This window comes from Periweissella ghanensis, from assembly GCF_918814755.1.
In the GTDB taxonomy this organism is placed as follows: domain Bacteria; phylum Bacillota; class Bacilli; order Lactobacillales; family Lactobacillaceae; genus Periweissella; species Periweissella ghanensis.
Genome location: NZ_CAKKNT010000003.1, coordinates 42,546 through 61,569 on the forward strand (window position 1 = coordinate 42,546; position 19,024 = coordinate 61,569).

The following is a 19,024-nucleotide window of genomic DNA, read 5'->3' on the forward strand; positions in this document are numbered from 1 at the left end:
TAAGAAAAATCAATATTAGCCGATTATCCCTATTCCAGACCGAGCGCTTAAAAGTTACGCCCGATTCGTTGCAATAGAAGTTGCTTCTATTTCGGGCACGTCATGATTGACGTGCCCTGCACATGCAATCATGAGATTAGAAATAGAAGTAATATGAGTTATTAAATTGGGTTTTATTAATTTGCATAATGAATTCCTCTTTTTAATAATTTAATCGTGCACTCATAATATCTAAGATAATCTCCGGTGTCAACTATTAATTTTTAGTAAGTATCTTTTTGGGCGGTCAGTGCGATAAAATTGCTAATCATTTGACTCCCGGTTGGCGTGCCAATCGATTCAGGATGGAACTGCAACCCGTAGATTGGCAACGTTTGGTGGGCCATCGCCATAATTTCACCATCATCACTGGCAATTCCGGTGACCGTAAAATCAGCTGGCAGATGCTTAGGATCAACCATCAACGAATGATAGCGCATAACTTCAATTGCACCCCCATTAGGAAACAGTGCACTGGCTTGCGCCTGCATCGTTGAAACTTTGCCGTGGCGAATGGTCGGGGCTTGAATAACCTGCCCGCCAAAGACTTCCGCCATCGCTTGGTGCCCAAGGCAAATTCCCAACATTGGCTTGGTAGTCGCAAACTGTTGAATTAATGCTTCCATTTGGCCGGCTTGGTCGGGGGTGCCAGGACCGGGTGAAAACACAATTCCAGCGGCCGCTTGCGCAGTGGCAACAAGCTGAGGATCATCATTGCGTAATACTATGACTGGCGTTTGTTGGCCAATAATTTGCGCCAAATTGTACGTAAATGAATCGTAATTATCAACGAGTAAAATCATCCTAAGCCTCCCACATTTAATAAACCGCGTGCTTTATTGCGCGTTTCTTGGTATTCATTAGCGGGAATTGAATCATACACTATCCCGGCTCCGGCTTGGACATAGCCTTTGCCATCTTTGACAATCATTGTCCGAATCGCAATCGCAAAATCCATTTGGTTGTCTTGAGATAAATAGCCTACCGCGCCAGCATAGACGCCGCGCTTAACTGGTTCCATTTCATAAATACGTTGTAAGGCGCGGACTTTGGGTGCCCCCGAAACGGTCCCGGCTGGTAAGGTGGCTTTTAAGGCGGCGATCGCTGGCGTGCCGGCTTTAAGCTGCCCTTGGACTTCGGACACCAGGTGCATTACGAACCGGTATTTTTCCAATTCGAGTAACCGCGTGACGTGCACTGAGCCATATTCACTGATTTTCCCCAAATCATTCCGGCCCAAATCAACTAACATCCGGTGTTCGGCGAGTTCCTTTTCATCGGTTTGCAATTCATGCGCCATTGCTTGATCATGGGCGGGATCAGCACTGCGTTTACGGGTCCCAGCAATCGGATTAGTGGTAACAACATTATCACGGACAGTCACGAGACTTTCTGGTGAGGCCCCAATAATTTGGTATGGGCCGTAGTCCAGAAAATACATATATGGTGACGGATTTGACCGCCGTAGTTGGCGATAAAAATCAAACGGTTGATCAACAAACTCAACTTCAAAGCGTTGTGATGGCACCATTTGAAACATATCCCCCGCCGTAATTAACGCTTTGGTTTTATCAACAATCGCGGTAAATTCGTTCATGGTTAAATTGGACTGCGGGGTTAACTCATGTAACTGGACCGGTTGCGTTTCGGCGGTGGTGGCTTCGTGGAGTTTGGCTTCGATTGTGGCAATCACGGTGCTTAAATCGGTTCGGCCAGAGTATACATCATCAGCGACAATCGTGATGGTTTGCGCTTGGTGGTCAAAGACAATAAACGTTTCATAAATGAACAAATGCGTATCCGGCATCCCCAAGTCATTAACTGGTTGCGGACCTAAATCTTCATAGACGGCAATCGTATCAAAGCCAACATAGCCGATCGCCCCGCCTTGAAATGGCAACCCGGGAATTGGTGTCGTTTGATGGACGACTAAAGCTTGTAATGCCTGCAAAGGATCCGTGGTTGCTTGTTGCTGCCCATCGATATAAATATCCGTGCCCGTTGATTGAAATTCATGAACCGGATCAAGGGCAATCATCGAGTAATTGGCACTCGCCGTTTGATTGCCTTTGGATTCAAGTAAAAACGTCTGCTCCCCGCGTAACCGAAGATAGGCACTGACGACCGTGATCGTATCGGCATCGATAACTTTAACTTTGCGCATGTTGGGCCTCCTTCATCGCGGTAATAAATTGCGTTAAGTATGGCGTGGCATCATATGGGTGTTCGGCGATGATTTTGACAATCGCTGAACCGACAATAATCGCATTGGCGGTTGGAAATTGGCGCGCGTGTTCGACTTGACTAATCCCAAAGCCGACCCCCACCGGAATATCACTGTACTGGCGAATTTGGGCGATAATTTCATTAGCTTCATTGGACAACGTTTGACGCGTGCCGGTAATTCCAAGCGATGACACAACGTATAAGAAACCAGATGCATTTTGCAAAATGGCGGGTAAGCGGTCATACGACTTGCTTGTCACCAATTGAATTAAATCGCGGCCATATTGTTGCGCTAATGGTAAAAACGCGGCTTGTTCTTCAATTGGCATGTCCGGTAAAATCAGCCCTTGAACGTTGTGGGCTTGCATTTGGGCCAAAAACTCAGCATAGCCGTATTTGAAAACAATATTGGTATAGGTCAAAAAGACGAGCGGTACATCAGTTTGTTGGCGAATGCGCGCCACCGTCGCAAAAACTTGCTCAGTCGTGGTGCCGTTATCTAATGCACGTTGGTCAGCACTTAAAATGGTTGGGCCATCCGCACTCGGGTCACTAAAGGCAATCCCAAGTTCAACCACGTCCGCGCCGGCTTGAGCCATGGCAACGACGTACTCCACGGTATGGTCTAAATCGGGATCACCGACGACCGTAAAGGCGATAAATTTTTCTTTAGCTTGTAATGTAGCAGTTAATGATGGCATGCTTATTTCCTCACTTTTTCGACTAAAATTTGCATTTGGACGAGGTCTTTAACCCCGTTAATTTCACTGCCAGATGAAATATCAACAACAGCTGGTTGGACTTGGTGGATGGCTTGTTCGAGATTCGTGGCATTCAAACCGCCGGCTAACATGGTGGGCGTGGTACTAGGCGTTAGTTGCTGCCAATCAAAAGTTTGCCCACTGCCGGCGCCGGCATCAACTAAGCGATACGCGGCTTGCGTGCTAACTTGCTGATTGGGGGCCATTACTTGGATGACTGGTAACCCGTGGGCTTGCAATTCCGCTACGAGCGCTTCGTCTTCTTGGCCATGGAGTTGGGCATATTGAATAATGCCTTGATAACTTAAAATTTCGGCCAGACTTTGATTCACAAATACCCCGACGAGTGGAATATTGCTCGCTAATTGGGCCCGCATCATTTGGGCTAATTCGCGGCTGACGCTGCGGCGATGGCCGAGAGCTAAAATAATACCGGCAAAATCTGGTTGGACTTGATTTAAATACGCCACATCTTGCAAGCGAAAATTGCCACACAGTTTAATTTGCGTCATCTATGCTACTCCTTAGTATGTTGGCCCCGCAGTTTGGCAATCATGGCGGGTTTATCCGTGGCACGCATGAATGTTTCCCCCACTAAAATCGCGTTAATTCCAGCAGATTCTAGTTGTGCCACATCAGTACGCGTTTGAATGCCAGATTCCGAAATCACGGCAATATCAGCGGGAATGCTAGTGCGCAAGCGTTGCGTATTATTAAAATCAACGCTGAAATCTTTGAGATTGCGGTTGTTAACACCGATAATCGTCGCTCCCGCAGCAATCGCGCGTTGGATTTCGTTTGCATCATGAGCTTCAACCAGGGCAGCTAAATCAAGTTCTTGAGCTAATGCGAGGAACTCCTTGAGTTGGGCATCGGTTAAAATAGCGACAATTAATAAAATCGCACTCGCCCCTGCCACTTTGGCTTCATAAAGCATGTACGGATCAATCGTAAAATCCTTACGTAAAATGGGCAGCGCCGTCGTTTGGGCAACCGCTGATAAAATAGTTAAAGACCCTTTGAAGTAGTCTTCTTCCGTCAAGACACTAATCATGTCAACGTGAGCCGCCGTATAATCACGGGCAATTTGTTGGTAATCGAATGTGACCGGATCAACAATTTGGCCTTTGGATGGTGAGGCTTGCTTAATTTCCGCAATTACCTTAATCGGTTGGTCACTGGCTTGTGCGTTCAACGTAAAACGTGGCCGTGGTGGTAACGTGGCGAGTTGGGCTTGCAACACCGCTAATGGCACTTGGGCTTGGCGTTCCTGTAAATGTTTGCGCGTGGCAGCCACTAATTCATCTAAAATCATGCGCTTACCTCCGTGGTCGCGGCTTGGAGCTTCACTAATTGGGCTAATGCCGCTCCACTAGCCAGTAAGCTTTGGGCGCGGTCAATGCCGGCTTGGATATCAGGGACTTGATCAGCAGCATATAAATCCATCGCAGCATTTAAAATCACGATATCGGTTTTAGGTCCGGTGAGTTGACCCGCTAAAATCGCCTTTGTAATGGCGGCATTTTCCTGGGGTTCACCACCCCGTAAATCAGCAAGGTGGCAGTAATTAAAGCCATATTCCGCCGGATCAAAGACGGTTGTCGTCACAATGCCATCCCGTAAAATGGCTAAGTCCGTTTTAGTTGTTAAGGTCACTTCATCGAGGCCGTCTTGACCGGTCACTAAAATCGCTTGTTGCACCCCTAGTTGGGCGAGCACATGGGCTAATGGCACGAGTAAGTGTTGGGAATAGACGCCCATCAACATCGTTTGTGGTCGCGTCGGATTCGTCAATGGTCCTAAAACGTTAAAGACCGTTCGTAAACCGAGACTATGGCGGACGTTAGCAACGTATTTCATCGCGGGATGGTACGTGCGGGCAAATAAGAACGTTTGACCGGTCGCTTGTAAAACTTGCGTTGCTTGGGTGGGATCTAAATTGATATTAATCCCCAAACTTTCCAAGGCATCAGCCGTTCCGGATTTCGAACTCGCCGCGCGGTTACCGTGTTTAACGACGGGTACGCCAGCAGCTGCCACAATGAAACTTGCTGTTGTCGAAATATTAAACGTATTGGCCATATCCCCACCCGTGCCGACAATATCCATCGCTGCTAATTCAGCGGGGATTTTAACACTGTGGGCAATCATCGCTTGGGCGGAACCGACGATTTCAGGGATTGACTCGTTTTTAACCGCTAAGCCCATCAGGTAGGCGGCAATTTCAATGTCACTTGCTTGACCGGACATAATCTCGTTCATGACCGCAGCGGCTTGTTCAGTCGATAAATTTTGGCGTAATGATAGGTTTTTTAAAGCATCTTGAATGTTACTCATGTAAGTCAACTCCTTTATAACGGGCAATGGCAGCGACATCTTTATCACCGCGACCACTTACGGTCACCATGATTTGTTGGTCGGGGCGCATCGTGGGGGCTAGTTGCATCGCATAGGCAATGGCATGCGAACTCTCGATAGCAGCAATAATGCCTTCTTGTTTAGCAATGTAATCAAAGGCCGCCACCGCTTCATCATCGGTAATTGGCACATATTGGGCACGGTCAATATCGCGTAAGTATGCATGTTCCGGGCCAATCCCAGGATAATCAAGCCCAGCGGAAATACTGTAAACCGGATCAATTTGGCCATCGCTGGATTGTAAGAATTGCGACTTCATGCCATGGAAAATACCAACACTCCCGCGTGTCATTGTGGCGGCTGTTTGGTTAGTGTCGACCCCTTTACCGGCCGCTTCAACCCCAATTAATTGCACGCTGGCATCATCAATGAAGTTGGCAAACGAGCCAATCGCGTTGGAACCACCCCCGACACAGGCTAAAACGGCATCAGGTAAGCGGCCCGTTTGGTACAAGAATTGCTCACGCGCTTCGGCACTAATAACTGATTGGAAATATTTAACCATTTCCGGGAATGGGTATGGTCCAACCGCTGAACCAAGCACGTAAAAGGTATCGTCAATGCGTTTAGTCCAATCTTGGAAGGTCGCATTAACGGCGTCTTTTAAGACTTGCGTCCCGGTGGTAACGGCATTAACCTTAGCGCCGAGCATTTCCATCCGATAGACATTTAACGCTTGGCGCTCAGTGTCTTCTTTGCCCATGAAAATCTCACATTCCATATCAAACAAGGCAGCAGCGGTCGCGGTGGCAACCCCATGTTGACCGGCCCCAGTTTCAGCAATCAAGCGCGTCTTACCCATTTTTTTAGCAATTAAGGCTTGGCCCAGGACGTTATTAATTTTGTGAGCGCCGGTGTGATTTAAGTCTTCGCGCTTTAAATAAATTTGGGCACCACCAAGGTCAGCGGACATGTTCTTAGCATGATATAGCAATGATGGGCGGTTGGCGTAGTTGATAAACAAATCCTTGAGTTCCGCTTGAAAAGCCGCATCGTGTTGGTAATGGTGAAAAGCATCGGCGACTTCGGTAACAGCCGGTATTAATAATTCAGGAATAAATTGGCCGCCATATTGGCCAAAGTAGCGGTGATCGTTAGTTGTCATAAGTTCAATCCTCGTGAGTTCGTAAAGTGTTTTGTACGCAAAAAAACCGCCCAGAAATTTGCATACGCAAAAATCAGGACGGTTTCCCGCGGTGCCACCTGTTTTCAGTTACCCTTCGATAACTACTCTCCACAGCTTGCAAACACAAGCCTGACCACTGACGCGTGTCGTACGTTCTGACTTACTCGCAAAGCTTTCAGCAGACCCTCAATGGTCCATTTGCCAATCTGCGTTCGGCCCGGCTCTCAGTACCCCGGACTCCCTGTGCGTGCACAATTGGTTTGATCTCCATCTCATCGGTTTAATTTGGACGATTTAAATTAACCATATTCTAATCACGCTTTAATCACTTGTCAACGCTTTTTAATTAAAAAAATTTTAGTGCCGCGGTAATTAGATCGGCTGAAGGTTCTTATTTTTCCGCCGTAACCTTTGCTATGACTGCTTTTGGTTACGGTAATTAGTTGGACGTAAAAATGCTGCAAAATTTATTTTTCGGTCGTAGTGATCCCCCCATTTCACCCCCTGCCGACTGGGGCTTGACCTTGAAGATATTGTACTGTGTGTACTATTACATTTAAAATAATTTTTAAACAAAAAACTGATGACCCAGATTAATTTCTGAGCCATCAGTTTTTATTATTATTTACTACTTTTACTTTTTAATTCGTTAAGTTCTGCTTCCAACGCATCAGCTTCTTGGGCATAGCGGTCAGCATCACGGCCTTCAATTTTTTGACCAATTAAATAACCTACCAACAACATACAGGGAATATTCATAATGCTAACAAAAGTTATTTTTCCGCGGCTAAGTGGTTCCACAAAGGCATTCCACAATAACCATAAGTTGGGACCCATGCAGATCAAGATAATAATGATTAGGCTAATTTTACTTAAAAAGTGGCCGGACTTTAATATTTTTTTACTTTCTTCGTTCACAATTTTAACTTCCTTTTCGCTATATATTTTGATATATATTTTACAATTTTTACACGTGTAATCAATTTGATGATTGCATCATAACTTACAAGTCGTATTACTAACATGATAACGTTCCTCGCGGTATACTTGCCGTGTGAAACCGGAATAATTTTAAAATTATTCAAGTACAGCAGCGTATTCGGGGGAAAAACAATGGCTAAAAAAATTCTGTTCATACCAATTTTACTCAGCACACTTTTAATCTTAACTGGCTGTGGGGCACCGTCTTTGCATGGTACTTATCGTGGCCATTTAAATCTTATTGGAACCAAATCAACCGAAACACTCGCCTTTAACGGGCATCGTGTCAGAGTCTTGAAAAATGGTGTTCCCGCTGGCCCAACGGGGACTTATGTCTTAACCGGCAATAAGGTTACTGTCAACATTGACAATGTTCATACGACTTTTAATTTGGTTAATCATCAAAAAGCGCTCGTCGTGACCGATGCTGATGGTATTAAGGCGTTAGCGAAAGGAACCACGTATCATGAATTAAGCAAATAATCGTGATTAATGAGGCGTTTTACTTTTTAATTCAGGCACATAAAGTTATACTTTATCTAAAGATATTAACATTTAATAAAGGAAATACGCAATGAAAAAGAAAATCCTCGCCCTTTTAATGACTTTTACTAGCTTATTTTTGTTAACGGCGTGTAGTTCAACTAATCAATTAAACGGCACTTATCATGGCCAATTTGAGTTACTTGGGGCTAAAACGACCGATACGCTAAAATTTGATGGCGATAAAGTCACCGAAGCCGCTACCGGTGGTAAAGCCCAAACTGGAACGTACACCGTTGATGACGAACGTATTACCATCAAGTTCAAACAGTACCAACTGACTGGTGACCTCGCCAAAGATCATAAATCATTCATTATTACTAAAGCCAATGGCCTTGCGTCTGTTCTGAAAGGTACGAAATATATCCGCGAAGAAACGAAATAGTTCCACAAAAAATCCCTCACAGTTAGCTGTGAGGGATTTTAATTTGGCTTGCTTAACTACGTGAGCGAATTTCAGTTGTCGCAGTTGCCAAAATGTGGCCAACTAGTGCTTTGCGAAGTTCGTTGACGTAAAAACCTTGGGGTAAATCTAACTTCGTATCAAGCGCAAAAACTTGTAACGTGTAATCATGATCCTTATCAGGTGGTGTTGGACCAGCGTAGTGTTCCGTCACGGCCGGATCAGTTGCCCCACCCAATGGTGAAATTAAACTATTTTTACCTTGGACAATCCCCGTCGCCGTCCGACTAAAGTCTTCAGGGATGAGCGTTGCCGGCGTCAAGTTAGCAGCTGACCAGTGAATCCATGGGAACCCACACACTGGAATGGCATCATAATCAATCATGATTAGCGCCAATGAAACGGTTTCCGCGGGAATATCACGCAATTCAATCGGTAATGAAACAACTGGCACTCCGTCGTTAGTAAATTCAGGGGCGGCGTATTTACCGTATTTATCGGCTAAATAGCCTTCGTAAGCTTTAATTTGCATTGCACAATCCTCCTCGTATTTACTATAGCGTACCAATTTCCATCACATTTGTCAGGCATTTTTTTGCTAGCTAGCATAACTATGCAGTAACGTAAAATAGCCCTCGCTTGCGCGCATACATAAACAAACTCAAGTTAATAATCATCAGTATACTACTACTGATAAAGACGCCACTATACCCGGTGGCATTGGCAACTACGGCTCCAATGAGTGGTCCGAGCATCGCCCCAAACGCTTGAAAACTTTGGTTGTAGGCAAAGACGAGACTCGTTTGCGCAACGGTGGAATTTTTGGTCAAGAGACTATTAACGGCCGGTAAAATGGCAGCATCGGCAATCCCGGTAATAAAACGTAAGCTCATCAAAGTTGGAATATTGGGCGCAAAGCTAGTTACAAAAAAGGTCACCAACGCCAAACTAAAGCCAAAAAAGGCAATTTTGTGTGAGCCAATTTTATCACCAAAACGGCCAAAACGGGGGGCAGCAATGACCGTGGCAATTCCCGGCATCGCCGCAACCAACCCTGCCACAAAGCTAATCGTGTGCGGATTGGCATTTAATTGCCGGACGTACAAACTCAAAATCGGACTAATTGACATGTTCACGATTTGGACAAACATCGTCGTAATAAAGAGTATTAAAATCAAGCGGTTTTGAATTAAATCCCCAAATGAGCTTTTGACGGCGAGCGTTGGTTCATCGGTGGCCGTAGTTGGTGTAGCCACTGGGTCTTGAGGGGCTTCTTTAACCCACCCGACGGTCAAGATAAACACAATAAACATCAACGTGCCGGTAATAATGAATGTGAAGCGATATGAGAAAATCGTGGCTAACGTCCCACCAAGCAGTGGTCCTAAAAGCGTCCCACTAGTCATCCCGGTCATTAAAATCCCTAAGGCTCGTCCGGCGTCTTTTTTGGGTGTTTGCGCGGCAATCAAGGCATTGGCATTAGCGACATACCCACCAAAAGCCCCGGAACAGGCCCGTAAAAAGGCTAATTGCCAAATATTAGTCACAAAGGCCATTAAGCCAAATGAGATAAACATCCCAATTGCGGCCCGAATTAGCATTAACCGGCGCCCTTTACGATCGGCTAAGCGGCCCCAGATTGGCGCCGTTACAGCCATGGCGATAAATGAAACCGAATAAATGATACTACTGTAAAGCGTTAATTGATGGGCGTTAAAATGCCCCAATTCGTTGACGTACAATGATAAAAATGGCATCACTTCACTCATGGCGACCCCACTCATGAAGACCCCAAACCACAGTACAAATAAATTGCGTTGCCACATGGGCTTACCGGACGATCCTTGCATACCACGGTTCCTCGTTTCTTGGTTTAATTTTGGTATACACCCTTCGGTAGCGAATATGAAGCCAATGTCAATTTATTTTACCTGCAATTAAGCGCTTTAAGGCTATTTTTAGTGATTTAAACAAATAAAAAAGAGCGCAACGCTAATTGGTCACACTCCCTGTGAACTGCTATTTACTTAATTTGGCGGTTAAGACTTCTTTGCGCGTTGGCATGGCTGCTTGCCCGCCAGCCCGACTAACTTTGAGGGCGGCGGCTTTATTAGCGAACTCAACGGCGGCTAAGAAATCCCCCGTTCGGCCGTACTCAACCGCTAACGCTCCGGCAAAGGTATCACCCGCCCCCACGGTATCAACTGCATGAACTTTGTACGGCGCAATAACGGTGCTCACCCCATTGCGATAGACGACACTACCAGCTCGGCCAAGTTTCACAATCACGTTGGCCACCCCTTTGGCCGCAATAATCTGGGCGGCTTCCTTAGCTTGAGCGACGGTTGTAACCTTAATGCCAGTAATCCGTTCAGTTTCTTGTTCATTAGGCGTGACACAATCGGCATATTGGAGCGCTTCTTCAAAGTAATTATCGGCTGGGGCAGGATCTAAAATGACAAACATCCCCGCTTGCTTGGCTTGCTTTAAGGCCGTGAGTACCGATGGCTGACTGGTTTCCATTTGCAGTAAAAAGATTGGCGCATTAACATTAGCCAAGGTCGCTTCAACTTTACTAACATCTAAATCAGCATTAGCACCCAGCATCCCAACCATCGTATTTTCACCCGCCGCATCAACCATTACCACAAAGGTCCCCGTGCCAGTGGTCCAACTTTGCTGAATGTATTGTGTATCTATCTGGTGGTCTTCTAAATTTTTGAGCATTTGTTTACCTGCTGAATCAAGGCCCACGGCACCGATAAAGGCGGTTTGCGCGCCTAATTTGGCACAGGCAATCGCTTGGTTGGCCCCCTTACCACCCGGGATTAAATCAATGGTTTGGGCGGTGGTGGTGTGACCGTATTCAGGGTATTTTGCGAGTAAAACTTTAACGTCTAAATTAATACTCCCCATCACAACGACATCAAATTTTGGCATCAAGATACCCCCCGTTAAGTAAGTGTTGGGTCATGGTGACATTTTCTGTCAAGGTTTTACCCGGATGATATACCGAGCTTGTGCCACCCACAAAATACTGCGCGCCAGCCAACTTGCATTTAGGCAACGTATCGGCGCCAATATTACCGTCGACTTCAATCGGAATCGTCAGTCCACGCTCATGTAAAATGGTATTTAACTGGGCAATTTTGCTATACATGGCTGGAATGAAGGCTTGCCCCGCAAAGCCCGGATTAACGGTCATAATCACCACATAGTCTACAACGTCATAGACATAATCTAACACATTTAGTGGTGTGGCCGGATTTAGCGCCACGCCAGCTTGCATCCCCGCGGCTTGAATTTGAGCCAAGGTGCCTTGGAGATTCGTTGTCGCTTCAGCATGAATCGTTAAGCGATCGGCGCCCGTTTGGCGAAACAGATTAATAAAATGTTCGGGTTGTTCGACCATTAAATGGACTTCAATTGGCTTGGTCGTGATTTCGCGCGTCCGTTTGATAAAATCCGGTCCCAACGTAAAATTGGGCACAAATTTGCCGTCCATAATATCGATATGATAGCCATCAATACCGGCACGTTCTAATTCCGTAATGTCGCGTGCCAGATTGGCTAAGTTACCACACATTAATGATGCTGATAGTTCATTCATCTTCGTTGCCCCCTATTGATTGCATGTAAAACGAGTTGTTTTTTACAATTGTCACCACGCTTTTGAAAACTTAACAAACCACTAATCCTCTAAACACCTCACATTATAGCGAACCTAAGCTCATTGTCAAATAATAATGTAAGCGCTTAATCAATCCTTGCCAAGCCGTTTTGAGTTCGGTATACTGTGGGCGTCATTAACAGTTGAAAACCCGCCACCCTAAACAATCAAAACTAAAGGAGTATTTTTTTCATGTTAGAAAATATACAATTTGGCTTTAATTTCTTTATTGGTCTCGGGGGTGCGGCGATGATGTTTATTATCATCACGCTCCTCTCACTGTGTTTTAGAGTCTCGATTTCCAAAGCCCTCGAAGGTGGTCTGCGCATGGCAATTGCGTTGACCGGGATGTCAGCGATTATCTCCTTGCTAACGAGTACCTTTGGCCCGGCACTCGACGCCTTTGTCAAAGCAACCGGCGTGGGGTTAATCATCACCGATCTGGGGTGGGCCCCGTTAGCCGTCATTACTTGGGGTTCAATTTATACGCTGTATTTTGCGGTGTTGGAAATTTTAACCAATTTGGTGATGCTTGGGTTAAAGCTCACCAATACTTTGAATGTTGATATGTTTAATGTTTGGAATATTTCAATTTTAGGCTTGTTAGTTAATTACTACGCCCATAATATTTTTATCACGTCGCTGTTTGTTGTCGGCATTGTGATGTTGATGTTATTAAATGCTGATGTAATTAAGCCGACCGTTAACCAACTCCTCGATTATGATGCCGATAACATAACAACCACCGCGCACCCATCGCTGCTAATTATGCCATTAGCGCTCTTGATTGATACCATCATTGGCAAGCTTTTCCCAGCGATTGATAAATATGATTTTGATGCCCAAACATTAAATGACCGGATTGGCTTTTGGGGCAGTAAGTTTGCGATTGGGGCTTATCTAGGGTTATTTGTCGGTATTTTAGGCCGCCAAGATGTTAGTAAAATTCTGGCACTTGCCTTTACCGCAGCCGTGGCGTTGGAATTATTTGCGTATATCGGTGGTTGGTTTGGCCCGGCTATTGAACCACTATCAGAAGGTATTAAGCACATCATGACTAAGCGGCTGCACCAACGTAAATTATTTGTCGCCATTGATTGGCCAATTCTCGGTGCCCGCACCAGCGTTATTGTTGGTTGCTAAAGGCAAAGTCATTCGGATGACCTTAAACGGTATTATTGTAATTCCGTTATTCCTGTGGGCGGCTACCGCAATTGCCCCCTTTATCAGTCAGACGTCCAAAGCCATGGGCACCTTCCCCAAAGGCTTGCGAGCCAACCAACTCTTTAGCTCGATTGATTCCGATCCGCTGGAAAAATTACTCGCTATTTTGATTGGTAAAACCGTGGCTAGTCCCACCATTCTGCAAGGCGGGCTTGTCGTGGGAGCGCTAGTTGCGTATAGCCTATTATTTGGTTGGTATTTACGGACGATGCGCCAACGCAATGTGTCAAATTGACTTAGTTGATGGCTAATTGAGGTATTAAAAACTAACTAAACAAACCTGCCCAGCGAATTAGCATTTGGGCAGGTTGTTTTATTTTGCTTACTTTTGAAGCGAAATTTGTTGGTATTTTCACAGATATATAATTATACTTACTTTAGTTTCAATCCACGCACTGACGCAAAGTGTGCTTAAAAATTGATTGGCAGTGAATTATTCCCTGTCTTTTTTAGATTTGCTATGATACGTTTAATTAAATACATTACGGGGGACTATGTAATGGCAAAAATTACAATTACTGATATTGCCAAACAAGCTGGGGTGGCCAAAAGCACCGTTTCACGCTATTTAAATGGTGGTTCGGTTTCAAAAAAAACACGGTTAAAAATTGACCAAGTTGTTAAAGATGCTGATTATAAACCCAACGCGTTTGCCCAAAGTTTGAAAAAACAAACCTCACACACCATTGGGGTTATTGTGCCACGCTTAGATTCATTTGCCCAAACTGAAATGTTACGGGGATTAGATGCTGCTAACCAAGACGACATTTTACTTATTCTAAATACGTATCAAGATGATGACTTAGTTCAAAATGCCATTGAACAAGTTGATATCCTTGGTCTGGGCGGTGTGATTCTTTTTGCGACCAACTTAACACCCACTATTAAGGATGCGCTACATGCACTCGATGTTCCAGTGGTTATTCAAGGTCAAAATGACCCTGCTTTTGCACGGGTTATCGTTGATGACAATTTAGCCGGCTCAGCAATTGGTCACGTGGCTGCAAACTCAACTAACACGCTTATCATCAGTGTTGATCCCCAGCAAGATTTTGAAGTTGGCGCGGTTCGCTATCAAGCCGTGACATCCCAACTTACGAAGCATTATGACACGGTTTACGCTGATTTTTCTTTAGCCACGGCTAAGCAAGTGACTACCCAAGCCTTAGCGACAACCCGCTACGACACAATTATCGCGCTGTCGGATTTAATGGCTGCCGGGGCGCTTCAAAGCCTTAAGAATGCGAATGTGAATGTCCCGGAAGATACAAGCGTGTATGGTTTTGGTGGCACGCTGATTAGCGACTTAGTCTCACCTAACATTACAACTTTTGCTTTCGATTACTTTGCTGTTGGTCAACAACTATACCACCTCTTCAAACAACAACAAATTAAACCCGAACCGACCAAAATTATTATTGGCGGCACATTAGTTAATAAGCAAAGCAATTAATAATCATTTTAATTGCTTTATTTTTTGTTAGCGCTTACAATGGTGTTGTTGAAAAATGGAACCGTTTCCAAAAGAGAGGTGAAAATATGAAGCATGCTGAAGTTGCTCAAAGAATTATTGCTGCATTAGGACCAAACAACGTTATTACGGCCGCCCATTGTGCAACCCGTTTGCGCTTAATTGTAAAAGACCGCGATATCATTGATCAAACGGCCTTAGATAATGATCCTGATTTAAAAGGAACTTTTGATTCAAATGGCCAGTTCCAAATTATTGTTGGACCTGGAGACGTTAATAAGGTTTATGATGAATTCATTAAACAAACTGGTGTTAAGACGGCCACACCGGAAGAACTTAAAGAAATTGCGGCGCAACAAGGTGCTAAACAAAATCCTTTGATGGCCATCATCAAAGTTTTATCTGATATTTTTGTGCCCCTTATTCCAGCCATGACTGCCGGTGGTCTCTTGATGGCCTTAAATAATATTCTAACTGGTAGCAATTTATTTGGGGCCAAGTCACTCGTCCAAATGTATCCACAAATTGCCGATATTGCTGCCATGGTTAATTTAATGGCTTCAGCCCCCTTTGCATTCTTGCCAATTTTAATTGGATTTACGGCAACGAAACGGTTTGGTGGTAGTGAAATTCTTGGGGCAACTGCCGGCATGATGTTAGTAATGCCATCACTTGTTAATGGCTATAACGTGGCCGAAGCGGTTGCCGCAGGTAAAATGCCATTTTGGCACATTCTTGGCCTCGATGTTGCTCAAGCTGGTTATCAAGGGCAAGTCCTCCCAGTGATTGGGGTGGCCTTCATCTTGGCAACCTTAGAAAAATTCTTCCATAAACGCCTTAAAGGGGCCATTGATTTTACATTCACCCCTATGCTTTCAATTATTATTACCGGCTTTTTGACTTTTATCGTTGTCGGCCCAATCTTACGCACCGTTTCAACTGGGATTACTGATGGCTTAGTTGCCTTATACAACTCACTCGGCTTTATCGGGATGGGGATTTTTGGAACTTTCTATTCTGCCATCGTGGTTACTGGGCTACACCAAAGTTTTCCAGCGATTGAAACCACGTTATTAGCTGACATTTCAAAAACGGGTGGTGATTTCATCTTCCCTATCGCGGCTGTTTCAAACGTGGCTCAAGGAGCTGCTACTTTTGCGATTTTCTTCCTTGCTAAAAATAATGAAAAAGTACGGGCCCTCGCTTCATCTGCTGGGGCGTCTGCAATGTTAGGTATCACTGAACCCGCGATGTTTGGGGTCAACTTAAAATACAAGTTCCCATTCTTTATTGCCCTTGGTTCAGCTGGGATTGCCGGCCTTGTGATTGGGCTATTCCATGTTCTTTCAGCCTCACTTGGCCCTGCTGGGGTGATTGGTTTCATCGCCATTCCGGCTAACAAATGGATTGGCTTCTTCATTAGTATTGCCATTTCATTTACGCTTGCCTTTACCTTTACTTACTTGTACGGTAAGAAAAAATTCGCGCTTGCAACCGTAAATGTTCCAACCGCTAGTCCCGCAACTGCAACATCAACTAATGTTACCGCCACTGAAAATGCAAGCTACACCCCTAGTGAAACTGATTTACTCGTTACCGCCCCAGTCAGTGGAACCACAACTGAACTTAAGGATGTTAATGATCCCGTATTTGCCAGTGGTGCGATGGGCGCAGGTATTGCAATTGATTCAAGTAACGGCCATGTTACGGCACCGGTTACTGGTACAATTAGTGTCGCATACCCAACTGCCCATGCCTACGGACTCGTCAGTGACGACGGTGTCGAAGTATTAATTCACATTGGCATTGATACCGTTAACTTAAATGGAACTGGGTTTACCAGCCAAGTAACCCAAGGCCAACGCGTAAAACAAGGTGATGTCCTCGGTAGTTTTGATAAACAAGTCATTACAGATGCCGGCCTTGATTCGCATGTAATGGTAATTATTACCAATTCCGCTAATTACACGGCGATTAAGACTACTATCACTGGGACCGTTAAAGTTAATGAAACGTTATTAGCCTGTGTGAAGAAAGGAGTTTGATTTTGATTGTAAATGATCAACAACAATACGAACAATATCATATCTATCCCACTCATGGCCTACTAAATGATCCGAACGGTTTAGTTTACTTTAAAGGCCAATACCATGTTTTCTATCAATGGAATCCGCATGCAACTAATCACAAATATAAGGTTTGGGCCCATGTAGTTAGCGATGATTTGCGTAACTGGGAACGCTTGCCAATTGCCTTAGAGCCAAGTCTGGCTGAAGATCAAGGCGGCGTTTACTCCGGAACGGCTTTGGTTGTCGCAGAAAAATTATACCTATTCTATACTGGTAATGTCCGCAATGATGCTGGTGAGAGTATTGCTTCATATCAAATGGCTGCCGTTTCCGATGACGGGATTCACTTTGAAAAGTTAGGGAAATTATTTGACCAACCTGCTGGTTACACGCGCCATGTTCGTGATCCTAAAATCTTGCACGTTGACAAAATGTATTATCTTTTACTCGGTGCGCAGCGACAGGATTTGACTGGTGATATCATCATATACTCATCCCCAAATCTTAAAGACTGGCAATTTCGAGGCTCATTACTTGATGAGCAATTACCAGCTTTTCGCGGTTACATGATTGAATGTCCTGATTTACTATTTATTGATAATCAAGCCGTGCTTGCATTTTCACCCCAAGGCTTAGCTGCTGATGGTAATCATCTACAAAACATTTATAACACTGGCTATGTTTTAGGCGGATTTGACGCTGAAAATGCGAAGTTTAAGGTGCACGGTGCTTTCCAGGAATTTGATAACGGTTTTGAATTTTATGCGGCCCAATCGTTAACCCACCATGCACGGACCCTTTTGTGGGGCTGGGCTGGAATTATGCCCCCTGAGCGTGAACAAACTTTGCCAACTATTGGTCAAGGTTGGGCCCATGTCTTATCGTTACCACGTGATTTAACAATTCAAGATAGACGATTACATCAAAATCCGTTACCTGAAATGGGCATTTTTAAGCTGGTGAATACTACGAACGAAATTTCAGGACCTGGCTTATGGGAATTACCCGCGACTGCAGATAAGTGGTTATTGAATCTCACCTCAACCTTTCAAATTGAACGCCAAGCCGATTGTTTAACGATGCGCCGCCGACAATGGGAGTCAGGAATTTGGGAAACTCGCATTATTGAAGGTGATCTTGCCAGCATTAAGCTAGTTATTGATACTGATATCGTCGAAATATACGCTGGTAAAGGTGCCTTTGTCATGACAGCACGGTACTTTAATAATTAGCAATGACCTTTAAAGCACAAAACCCCTTAGATTACTGCATCGCAGCGATCTAAGGGGTTCTTTTTTTACAAGACGACGGATAGCGTACCGGCACCAAAGTGATGAAGCCACATCCCCACCATATAAATAAGCAAGCTACTAACGGGACTGGCGATTAATGCCAAGCCTGCTGCAACTAGATGACCGTCTTTGTACCAAATGTAAGCTTGCGCGGCAAATTCAAACAGTGCACAGATTGACACCGCTGAAACGGCAGGCAGTAACATGCCAAACAGGGTAAAATCACCAGCTGAAAAAATTGCATAGGCAATCGCCCAAAGCATGATAATACTATATAATTGCCAGTTCGCCAAACGTTTAAAATAGCGTGTTGGCGCTTTTTTGTGTTGCATTTCTAATCCCTCATTATTCACCCAACAACTTGCTTTAATGGGTTAAGTGTATTTTAGTCGTAGTTATGTCCGCTTGTTTATTGACATGATTTTGCCACACAACTAGCCCGGTCGTTAATAAATAGATTACGATTAACCCGAGGATGCCACTTTTTTTCAAATCAAGCCGCTTAGTGCGATATTCAAACGGGGCTACGTATAAGAAGAGCCACACATTGGCCCCCATCCACAAAGTATTAATCAAAGAATCATACAAATTAATGCTTAATGTCCACGTAAATTCCCCGACCGATAGTAATAATAGTGCTAATAACCACGGGCGCTCCGTTCTGATTAGTTGCTTAACTAAATTCATATTGTCCTCAATTTACCTTTTACTTATTATCATCGTTAATTTTGCTTTGTAACCATTATACTACAAGCACCCCTATGCGCACGTAGCTAATAGCTACAAAAAAAGATTAGGCAA

At 44.6% G+C, this 19,024-nt stretch carries 21 protein-coding genes; 7 read left to right on the plus strand and 14 right to left on the minus strand.

Annotated elements, in window-relative coordinates; genetic code table 11:
• Nucleotides 1–263 precede the first annotated feature (263 nt).
• From LQZ76_RS01860 to LQZ76_RS01895, 8 genes are all read right to left on the minus strand, one after another.
• A complete protein-coding gene (locus tag LQZ76_RS01860) occupies nucleotides 264–842 on the minus strand; it encodes an anthranilate synthase component II (protein WP_230098067.1) in 579 nt (192 codons plus the stop codon).
• Nucleotides 839–2,203, minus strand: coding sequence for an anthranilate synthase component I (trpE, locus tag LQZ76_RS01865; RefSeq protein ID WP_230098068.1), 1,365 nt, complete (start codon nucleotides 2,201–2,203; stop codon nucleotides 839–841). The genes LQZ76_RS01860 and trpE overlap by 4 nt, the downstream gene beginning before the upstream one ends.
• Nucleotides 2,190–2,966: a tryptophan synthase subunit alpha gene (trpA, locus tag LQZ76_RS01870; protein WP_230098069.1), complete on the minus strand. Its 777-nt coding sequence runs from the start codon at nucleotides 2,964–2,966 to the stop codon at nucleotides 2,190–2,192. Before trpA ends, trpE begins: the two co-directional genes overlap by 14 nt.
• Before the next feature lie 2 nt (nucleotides 2,967–2,968).
• The gene (locus LQZ76_RS01875; RefSeq protein ID WP_230098070.1) at nucleotides 2,969–3,538 is read right to left on the minus strand and encodes a phosphoribosylanthranilate isomerase; all 570 of its coding nucleotides are present in this window, start codon (nucleotides 3,536–3,538) and stop codon (nucleotides 2,969–2,971) included.
• Between the two features lie 5 nt (nucleotides 3,539–3,543).
• Complete coding sequence (gene trpC / locus LQZ76_RS01880) at nucleotides 3,544–4,341, minus strand: indole-3-glycerol phosphate synthase TrpC (RefSeq protein WP_230098071.1); 798 nt, start codon at nucleotides 4,339–4,341, stop codon at nucleotides 3,544–3,546.
• Nucleotides 4,338–5,363: an anthranilate phosphoribosyltransferase gene (gene trpD, locus LQZ76_RS01885; RefSeq protein ID WP_230098072.1), complete on the minus strand. Its 1,026-nt coding sequence runs from the start codon at nucleotides 5,361–5,363 to the stop codon at nucleotides 4,338–4,340. The genes trpC and trpD overlap by 4 nt, the downstream gene beginning before the upstream one ends.
• Complete coding sequence (trpB, locus tag LQZ76_RS01890) at nucleotides 5,356–6,549, minus strand: tryptophan synthase subunit beta (protein WP_230098073.1); 1,194 nt, start codon at nucleotides 6,547–6,549, stop codon at nucleotides 5,356–5,358. The genes trpD and trpB overlap by 8 nt, the downstream gene beginning before the upstream one ends.
• 642 nt (nucleotides 6,550–7,191) lie before the next feature.
• Entirely contained in the window at nucleotides 7,192–7,488 is a 297-nt protein-coding gene (locus LQZ76_RS01895; RefSeq protein WP_230098074.1) for a hypothetical protein, read from the minus strand.
• Nucleotides 7,489–7,683: 195 nt separating this feature from the next.
• On the opposite strand from LQZ76_RS01895, the gene LQZ76_RS01900 reads away from it, so the two are divergent.
• Both LQZ76_RS01900 and LQZ76_RS01905 read left to right on the plus strand, forming a co-directional pair.
• Nucleotides 7,684–8,034, plus strand: a complete 351-nt coding sequence (locus LQZ76_RS01900) for a hypothetical protein (protein ID WP_230098075.1) — start codon at nucleotides 7,684–7,686, stop codon at nucleotides 8,032–8,034.
• Nucleotides 8,035–8,125: 91 nt separating this feature from the next.
• The gene (locus LQZ76_RS01905; RefSeq protein WP_230098076.1) at nucleotides 8,126–8,479 is read left to right on the plus strand and encodes a hypothetical protein; all 354 of its coding nucleotides are present in this window, start codon (nucleotides 8,126–8,128) and stop codon (nucleotides 8,477–8,479) included.
• Nucleotides 8,480–8,531: 52 nt separating this feature from the next.
• Here LQZ76_RS01905 and LQZ76_RS01910 read toward each other — a convergent pair whose 3' ends face one another.
• From LQZ76_RS01910 to rpe, 4 genes are all read right to left on the minus strand, one after another.
• On the minus strand, nucleotides 8,532–9,029 hold the full coding sequence (locus tag LQZ76_RS01910) for a YbhB/YbcL family Raf kinase inhibitor-like protein (protein ID WP_230098077.1): 498 nt from the start codon (nucleotides 9,027–9,029) through the stop codon (nucleotides 8,532–8,534).
• 79 nt (nucleotides 9,030–9,108) lie between these two features.
• Complete coding sequence (locus LQZ76_RS01915) at nucleotides 9,109–10,347, minus strand: MFS transporter (RefSeq protein WP_230098078.1); 1,239 nt, start codon at nucleotides 10,345–10,347, stop codon at nucleotides 9,109–9,111.
• Nucleotides 10,348–10,516: 169 nt separating this feature from the next.
• A complete protein-coding gene (locus tag LQZ76_RS01920) occupies nucleotides 10,517–11,437 on the minus strand; it encodes a ribokinase (RefSeq protein ID WP_230098079.1) in 921 nt (306 codons plus the stop codon).
• Nucleotides 11,424–12,107 (minus strand): ribulose-phosphate 3-epimerase, encoded by a 684-nt coding sequence (gene rpe / locus LQZ76_RS01925; RefSeq protein ID WP_230098080.1) that lies wholly within the window; start codon nucleotides 12,105–12,107, stop codon nucleotides 11,424–11,426. The genes LQZ76_RS01920 and rpe overlap by 14 nt, the downstream gene beginning before the upstream one ends.
• 252 nt (nucleotides 12,108–12,359) lie before the next feature.
• Here rpe and LQZ76_RS01930 point away from each other — a divergent pair, with 252 nt between their 5' ends.
• The 5 genes from LQZ76_RS01930 to LQZ76_RS01945 all read left to right on the plus strand — a co-directional run bounded on the left by LQZ76_RS01930 (nucleotide 12,360) and on the right by LQZ76_RS01945 (nucleotide 18,163).
• Complete coding sequence (locus tag LQZ76_RS01930; protein ID WP_349304826.1) at nucleotides 12,360–13,310, plus strand: PTS transporter subunit IIC; 951 nt, start codon at nucleotides 12,360–12,362, stop codon at nucleotides 13,308–13,310.
• Entirely contained in the window at nucleotides 13,279–13,626 is a 348-nt protein-coding gene (locus tag LQZ76_RS10045; protein ID WP_349304827.1) for a hypothetical protein, read from the plus strand. The genes LQZ76_RS01930 and LQZ76_RS10045 overlap by 32 nt, the downstream gene beginning before the upstream one ends.
• A gap of 264 nt (nucleotides 13,627–13,890) precedes the next feature.
• Nucleotides 13,891–14,844: a LacI family DNA-binding transcriptional regulator gene (locus LQZ76_RS01935; protein WP_230098081.1), complete on the plus strand. Its 954-nt coding sequence runs from the start codon at nucleotides 13,891–13,893 to the stop codon at nucleotides 14,842–14,844.
• 86 nt (nucleotides 14,845–14,930) lie between these two features.
• A complete protein-coding gene (locus LQZ76_RS01940) occupies nucleotides 14,931–16,907 on the plus strand; it encodes a sucrose-specific PTS transporter subunit IIBC (protein ID WP_230098082.1) in 1,977 nt (658 codons plus the stop codon).
• A 2-nt stretch (nucleotides 16,908–16,909) separates the two neighbouring features.
• On the plus strand, nucleotides 16,910–18,163 hold the full coding sequence (locus tag LQZ76_RS01945; protein ID WP_284706036.1) for a glycoside hydrolase family 32 protein: 1,254 nt from the start codon (nucleotides 16,910–16,912) through the stop codon (nucleotides 18,161–18,163).
• Between the two features lie 65 nt (nucleotides 18,164–18,228).
• On the opposite strand, the gene LQZ76_RS01950 is transcribed toward LQZ76_RS01945, so the two are convergent.
• Entirely contained in the window at nucleotides 18,229–18,555 is a 327-nt protein-coding gene (locus tag LQZ76_RS01950) for a hypothetical protein (RefSeq protein WP_230098083.1), read from the minus strand.
• A gap of 34 nt (nucleotides 18,556–18,589) precedes the next feature.
• Nucleotides 18,590–18,910, minus strand: coding sequence for a hypothetical protein (locus LQZ76_RS01955; RefSeq protein WP_230098084.1), 321 nt, complete (start codon nucleotides 18,908–18,910; stop codon nucleotides 18,590–18,592).
• Nucleotides 18,911–19,024 lie beyond the last annotated feature (114 nt).

What these genes read in the sequence shown, in the direction of transcription:
- rpe (WP_230098080.1), bottom strand. Translation starts at nt 12,107, where the DNA reads ATGAATGAACTATCAGCATCATTAATGTGTGGTAACTTAGCCAATCTG.
- trpA (WP_230098069.1), bottom strand. Translation starts at nt 2,966, where the DNA reads ATGCCATCATTAACTGCTACATTACAAGCTAAAGAAAAATTTATCGCC.
- LQZ76_RS01955 (WP_230098084.1), bottom strand. Translation starts at nt 18,910, where the DNA reads ATGAATTTAGTTAAGCAACTAATCAGAACGGAGCGCCCGTGGTTATTA.
- LQZ76_RS01940 (WP_230098082.1), top strand. Translation starts at nt 14,931, where the DNA reads ATGAAGCATGCTGAAGTTGCTCAAAGAATTATTGCTGCATTAGGACCA.
- trpE (WP_230098068.1), bottom strand. Translation starts at nt 2,203, where the DNA reads ATGCGCAAAGTTAAAGTTATCGATGCCGATACGATCACGGTCGTCAGT.
- trpC (WP_230098071.1), bottom strand. Translation starts at nt 4,341, where the DNA reads ATGATTTTAGATGAATTAGTGGCTGCCACGCGCAAACATTTACAGGAA.
- trpB (WP_230098073.1), bottom strand. Translation starts at nt 6,549, where the DNA reads ATGACAACTAACGATCACCGCTACTTTGGCCAATATGGCGGCCAATTT.
- LQZ76_RS01935 (WP_230098081.1), top strand. Translation starts at nt 13,891, where the DNA reads ATGGCAAAAATTACAATTACTGATATTGCCAAACAAGCTGGGGTGGCC.
- LQZ76_RS01900 (WP_230098075.1), top strand. Translation starts at nt 7,684, where the DNA reads ATGGCTAAAAAAATTCTGTTCATACCAATTTTACTCAGCACACTTTTA.
- LQZ76_RS01915 (WP_230098078.1), bottom strand. Translation starts at nt 10,347, where the DNA reads ATGCAAGGATCGTCCGGTAAGCCCATGTGGCAACGCAATTTATTTGTA.
- LQZ76_RS01950 (WP_230098083.1), bottom strand. Translation starts at nt 18,555, where the DNA reads ATGCAACACAAAAAAGCGCCAACACGCTATTTTAAACGTTTGGCGAAC.
- LQZ76_RS01860 (WP_230098067.1), bottom strand. Translation starts at nt 842, where the DNA reads ATGATTTTACTCGTTGATAATTACGATTCATTTACGTACAATTTGGCG.
- trpD (WP_230098072.1), bottom strand. Translation starts at nt 5,363, where the DNA reads ATGAGTAACATTCAAGATGCTTTAAAAAACCTATCATTACGCCAAAAT.
- LQZ76_RS01875 (WP_230098070.1), bottom strand. Translation starts at nt 3,538, where the DNA reads ATGACGCAAATTAAACTGTGTGGCAATTTTCGCTTGCAAGATGTGGCG.
- LQZ76_RS01910 (WP_230098077.1), bottom strand. Translation starts at nt 9,029, where the DNA reads ATGCAAATTAAAGCTTACGAAGGCTATTTAGCCGATAAATACGGTAAA.
- LQZ76_RS01930 (WP_349304826.1), top strand. Translation starts at nt 12,360, where the DNA reads ATGTTAGAAAATATACAATTTGGCTTTAATTTCTTTATTGGTCTCGGG.
- LQZ76_RS01905 (WP_230098076.1), top strand. Translation starts at nt 8,126, where the DNA reads ATGAAAAAGAAAATCCTCGCCCTTTTAATGACTTTTACTAGCTTATTT.
- LQZ76_RS01920 (WP_230098079.1), bottom strand. Translation starts at nt 11,437, where the DNA reads ATGCCAAAATTTGATGTCGTTGTGATGGGGAGTATTAATTTAGACGTT.